The sequence below is a fragment of the Aporhodopirellula sallentina SM41 genome (assembly GCF_000346505.1).
Taxonomy (GTDB): domain Bacteria; phylum Planctomycetota; class Planctomycetia; order Pirellulales; family Pirellulaceae; genus Rhodopirellula; species Rhodopirellula sallentina.
In genome coordinates, this window is the sequence record NZ_ANOH01000453.1 from 1 (window position 1) to 5,567 (window position 5,567).

Genomic DNA, 5,567 nt, shown 5'->3' on the forward strand with positions numbered 1-5,567 from the left:
TTGTTTGTGGCGCCACCGTTCCCGCTGAAGCCACCGCCCCCTCCACCTGTCCTAGACGAAGCATCGTGATCCCCACCGTCACCCCCTTCAGCTCGATTGCTATCGAACGCGACGCCACTAATCACGACGTTGGCTCCCGTGTTGACAAACAGAGCTCCACCGGCACCCGCGCCGCCGCCTCCCCCGCCTCCGGCGTTCCCCCCGTCACCGCCCTCGGCATAACCTTGTTTGAGCGTCATGTTTTCAAACGTGACATCGCCATCGGCGACGAAGAACAGCCGAGCGGTGTCTTGTCCCGAGACCGTATTACCCGCTCCGTTGACCGTGATCGTTTGATCGGTACCCACGATCGTCGGCAGGTGTGAAAGTAAATTGATCGGATCCAATCCGCTCGCGAAATTGATCGCATGCGTGCCGGCACCGGCGCCGTTCAATCCCTCAATCGCTGCTCGCAGCGATCCAGCACCAGAATCATTGTGATTGCTGACATCAAAATCAGCGGCCATGGCGGAAGGACCACCCAAAATAGCCAAGAACAACGCAAGTCTCGCGGTTCGCTTTTTCATCGCTCGTCTTCAATCAAAGAAACGAGCGGTGGCCAGAAACTCCCTTGCCGTATCCATACGACATGCCCCGGAGTTTCCGATACCTTTAACGAAGCCGCACGCCAGCGATCCACCAATGGCGGGGCTCCCTCCCACTTGCCGGATCTTAAGCACGCGAGCGACCAATTGCCCCTCGTGTTAGCGTACATCGTCGCAAACAGAGATGCTCAATAGTTGCATTCCGCAAAAGGTCACAAACTACCTATACATACGTAGGGTTCTATTTACCCCCAGCAGCATCCAGAGTTCGTTTGCCCCTCGCCCCAACTCCTCTCCCCGAAGGAGGTCGTGCAGATTTCCGGTGCCGCTTTTCGGCAGATTTACTTACGGCGTACCTCTCCCGAAACGAAGTTTGGGGAGAGCTCGAGCGACGCCGTTCAGGCATACGCGAGGGTCAGGGCCAAGAATGGGAAACGGCACGCACTCCCCTCCCCAGAATTCTCGCTGACGAAGAACAAAAGGTGAGAACAAAAGGTGTCCAACACCTTTTTCCTGCCGATGGCCCTGTCCACCAGCGACGGTGCGGAATTGCAACGCCCACTCGCAACGGTCGTCATTGGTGGCCTGATCACCAGCACACTGCTAACTTGCGTTGTAATCCCCGCGATTTACCCTTGGTTTTCATCGGGACCGCCGCCGGCGTCGATTGATGATTGATCTTTCGATCGATTTTCCGTTTCCCTGTGTGACAAATCTCGAAACGCTGTGTTTGGCTGGTAGGAGAAAAGAATGTCGCAAGGTCCGGAAACACGAGCGTCGTTGATTGGCAAGCTGAATGAGCCGACTTCGGAAGAAGTTTGGACGGAGTTTGTCACGATCTATCGGCCGCTGGTGGTTCGGGTCGCCTTGGCGAAAGGATTGCAGCACGCGGACGCGGAAGATTTGACGCAAGACGTTTTCGCGGCGGTGCGACGGTCGCTGACAAAGTTTGAATCGCGTGGCAACGGTTCGTTTCGTGCTTGGTTGTTCCAAATCACTCGCAACTTGGTCGTCAATCATCTGACGCGTTCCAAGGGACCGGTCGGATCGGGTGACAGTCACGTTCAACAGTGGTTGATGCAGCAACCCGAACGAGACAACGAAACGGCCACCCTGTTCGACCACGAACTGCGTCGTCAGCAATTCCAACTCGCCGCCGATCGTGTGCAACCGCATGTGGAACCCGCGACTTGGCAATCCTTTTGGATGACGGCCGTCGAGGGCAAATCCATCTCCTGTGTCGCGGAATCGCTCGGGAAATCCGAGGGATCCGTGCGAATGGCAAAGTGCCGCGTGTTGGCTCGTTTGCAACAAGAAGCTCAAGCAATTTCTGGTCAGTGGGAGACGGAAGCATGATCGCACGCATTCGAGATGAGAAGCACGACGGTGGACTTCACTACGATCGAGAAACGCTCAACGACTACCTGCACGATCGCTTGGACGCGGACACGCAAGAAGTCACCCAGCACATCGAGGTGTGCGAGCAATGTCAGGCTCACGTGGAACGTTTGGTCACCGATGACGTGACGTGGGAGGAAGTCGGCGAGTTGCTTCGGGAGCCGATCGCGAACGGTTGCGAACACCGCTCGGACGACTTTGAATACGAATCCGAAGCCAAGGATCGCTCGAGTTGGATTCAGTTCCTTCAGCCTTCCGACGCGCCCGGATCCATCGGCCGTTTTGCACGGTTCGAGGTTCATCAAATCCTTGGCCGCGGCGGGATGGGAATCGTGATGGAAGCGACGGACACGTCACTCGGCCGTCGCTGTGCGGTGAAGGTTCTCGCACCTGAGTTGGCCACGTCCGCCGCCGCCCGCAAACGTTTTTCGCGAGAAGCCAAAAGTGCCGCGGCGGTGGTTCATCCGCATGTGGTTCCAATTCAAACGGTCGACGAACACGAGGGACTGCCCTACTTGGTCATGCCGGTTGTGGATGGCCCGAGCCTGCAACAACGAGTCGATCGCGACGGGCCGTTGTCGTTGATCGAAACGGTCCGCATCGCGTCGCAGATCGCCGATGGCTTGGCCGCTGCACACGAGCAAGGTTTGGTGCATCGCGATATCAAACCCGCCAACGTGTTGCTGGAAAATGGTGTCGAACGAGTCCAGATCACGGACTTCGGTTTGGCTCGAGCGGTGGACGACGCCAGCATGACTCGCAGTGGCGTGATCGCGGGAACGCCGCAGTACATGTCTCCCGAGCAAGCCCATGGGGATTCGATCGATCATCGCAGCGACCTGTTTTCGCTGGGCAGTGTGATCCACTTCATGCTGTCTGGTCGCAGCCCGTTTCGAGCGGAAACGACGATGGGAGTTCTCAACCGGATTGGCAACGACCAACCAAGGTCACTTCGACAGATCAACCCGGATGTTCCCGAGTGGCTTGATGCGATTGTGGCGAGATTGCTGAGCAAAGATCCCGACCTTCGCTACCAAAGTTCTTCGGAAGTCGCTGAGTTGCTGACAGCTTGGCAAGCTCATCTGCTGGATCCGGCCAACGCCAAAGCACCTGAGTCCGCATCGCAAGCGAAACCGCTGGCAAGTCGTTCCGGCATCGGCGGGCGTTTCAATGGCAAGCTGCCTTGGTTTCTTGCCGCTGGGATGTTGGGTTTCTTCGCTTGGGCCGCGACCGTCATCATCCTGCAGACCGACCAGGGAACACTCCGGATTGAAAGCTCCGCAGACGCAAACGTGCCGATTGTGATTCGCAAAGGAAACGAAGTCGTCGAGGAATTGACCGTGACCAGCGACGGTGCCTCCGTCGAAGTGAAGGCGGGCGAGTATGTGATCGAGATTGCTGGTGAAGCGGACGGGTTCGAGGTGTTGGACCAGTCCGTCGTCATTCAACGTGGCCAGACACAGGTGGCAAGGATCGCGCTACTTGCATCAGAAGCGTCTGACCGACCCAGTGAACCTGAAAGGCGAATGTCAAGCGGTAAGGAACCGCCCAAGATCTCGCCGTTCACTCGGATGGATTTTGAGGATGGAAAAGTCCTGGTGCGTTATGAGTCCAAGGACTATGAGTGGCTGGCAGTGGATCGGTTTCCGTGCAAATATTTGGGTCGGCAAACCCGGTCGCGCTACGGTCGCAAGTGGAAAAAACGATTGAGTGAGGACTTGGTTGAGGTGCTCTGGGGGATGAATCATTTTCCTGGAAACACAGTGCATCTTCTCCTGAAGGATCTCAAGACAGGTGAGGTCCGAACAATCAAAGATGCGAAAATGACCGAGGCAAATCGAAACGAACTGTATCGGGACAACGAGCACAATCAACCGGAGAATGACGGCGATGTTGAGTCAACCGACCCACTCGAAAATCGGTTCCCAATGCACTGGGGAGGAGGTCCTGCTGGGTACCAAGTGCTGGTTGATCGATCAGTCAAACACTCTGGTGAGTTCAGTGCGTCGTTGGAAAGCACCAGTCAATCGTGGCAGCCAAGTTTCGGGACGATCGTCCAAGCGATTCAAGCTACCGAGTACACCGGAAAGCGGATTCGTTTCAGCGGTTTCATCAAGACAGACAAGACGGAGGCTGCCGGCTTGTGGTTGCGAGTCGATTCTGCCGAGCGTGGGACAGTCGCGTTCGACAACATGCAGTCTCGCCGAATCGAGGGAACCAATGACTGGCAGGAAGTGCAAATTGTTTTGGACGTTCCCAAGGATGCTTCGGTGCTGACGTTTGGTGCAATTCTCTCCGGGGCTGGTCGCCTTTGGGTGGATGATTTGTCGATCACGGTTGTTGATCAGGATGTTGAACCCACGCGGCCACCGATGCAGGGGAATAAACAGGCCATTCAGATCGCTGACGATCTGTCTGAACGCCCACTGAATCTTGATTTTGAGTTGGGGGTTGGTTTGGTTCTCATTCGACCTGGCAAGAAGAGTGTTTTCGAGCGAGTGTCGGAGGTCTTTTCAGGAGAGGATGATTTTCGGGCAGGTTCTGAACCGATGTGATGTTGGGTTCAGTTGAGCGTCGGACCTGCGAGTCGCCCAGAACAAGGTAGAGCAATCAGTGGGATAGGCTTCCAGCCTGTCGTGAAGGGAATGACAGGCTGGAAGCCTATCCCACTTGATACTCACCGAATCGAAAACGCGTTGTTCCCCAGCCACCCACGAAAGCAACGCCTAGCGCGCCGGCCACTTCCATCCGTGCTGGCTCAGCAAGTCGGTTCCTTCGACGATGGTTTCACCCGTTTCTTTGTTCAGACGCACCGGCACACAGATGTCGTCCCGTTCCAGTTGGGCAACGAGATGTTGATTGTGACTGACGACGATGACTTGGCTTCGCTCGGCGGCCCGACAGATCATATTGGCTAGCGGTTCGATCAAGTCCGGATGCAAGCTGGTTTCAGGTTCGTTCAACACCAACAACTCCGGCGGTCGCGGTGAGAACAACGCGGCCAGCAACAGCAGATACCGAAGCGTCCCATCGGACAATTCTCTCGCCGTGAGACCACGCAGCATGCCAGGCTGAGTCAGCACGACCTGCATGCCGCTCTCGCCGGATTGCACGTAGAGTTGCGAACCAGGGAAGGCTTCTTCGATCGCTTGTTCGACGATGTGACTGTCGCCGATCTCACGGATCGTTTGCAGTGCCGCGGCCAAGTTGGATCCATCGTTGGCCATCACCGGAGTGAACGTCTGAGGCGATGGCAATCGAGCGGGCGCGTGCGAGTCACATCGGAACGTGTCGTAGAACCTCCAACCCCGCAATTGCTCTTTCATCACGATGATCTCGGGAGCCGCGAAAGGATTGGCGTACTCGGTCATCAGGCTTGTCCCACGAGACAAATGCAAGTCGATGTCTTGCCATTTGCCTTTCCCCGATCGGCATCGCAAGTTCGCTCCCTTGCGATCAACACACAGCGATCTCGCATCCGGCGTCGGCCCGGTCCAAATGCATTCGCGTTTGATCTCCGGATCACCATCGAACATGGAGTTGGATGGAACGGGGCGACCCAGGTCGATGCAGTAGCTCATCGGT

General features: G+C 56.5%; 3 protein-coding genes and 2 pseudogenes. 3 read left to right on the top strand and 2 right to left on the bottom strand.

Going from position 1 to position 5,567, the window contains the following annotated elements:
- Positions 1–566, bottom strand: a pseudogene (locus RSSM_RS35290) (autotransporter outer membrane beta-barrel domain-containing protein); the annotation flags it as partial.
- Positions 567–1,094: 528 nt separating this feature from the next.
- On the opposite strand from RSSM_RS35290, the pseudogene RSSM_RS32825 reads away from it, so the two are divergent.
- The 3 genes and pseudogenes from RSSM_RS32825 to RSSM_RS29650 all read left to right on the top strand — a co-directional run.
- Positions 1,095–1,262 (top strand): annotated as a pseudogene (locus RSSM_RS32825) (efflux RND transporter permease subunit); the annotation flags it as partial.
- A gap of 72 nt (positions 1,263–1,334) precedes the next feature.
- The gene (locus tag RSSM_RS29645; protein WP_008688595.1) at positions 1,335–1,940 is read left to right on the top strand and encodes an RNA polymerase sigma factor; all 606 of its coding nucleotides are present in this window, start codon (positions 1,335–1,337) and stop codon (positions 1,938–1,940) included.
- A complete protein-coding gene (locus RSSM_RS29650) occupies positions 1,937–4,537 on the top strand; it encodes a serine/threonine-protein kinase (protein WP_008688597.1) in 2,601 nt (866 codons plus the stop codon). The genes RSSM_RS29645 and RSSM_RS29650 overlap by 4 nt, the downstream gene beginning before the upstream one ends.
- 171 nt (positions 4,538–4,708) lie before the next feature.
- On the opposite strand, the gene RSSM_RS29655 is transcribed toward RSSM_RS29650, so the two are convergent.
- Positions 4,709–5,567, bottom strand: an 859-nt coding sequence (locus tag RSSM_RS29655) for an AAA family ATPase (RefSeq protein ID WP_044304002.1), incomplete at its 5' end; no start/stop codon positions are given.

Excerpts from the sequence above, each read along its gene's own strand:
- RSSM_RS29650 (WP_008688597.1), top strand. The coding sequence starts at position 1,937 with ATGATCGCACGCATTCGAGATGAGAAGCACGACGGTGGACTTCACTAC.
- RSSM_RS29645 (WP_008688595.1), top strand. The coding sequence starts at position 1,335 with ATGTCGCAAGGTCCGGAAACACGAGCGTCGTTGATTGGCAAGCTGAAT.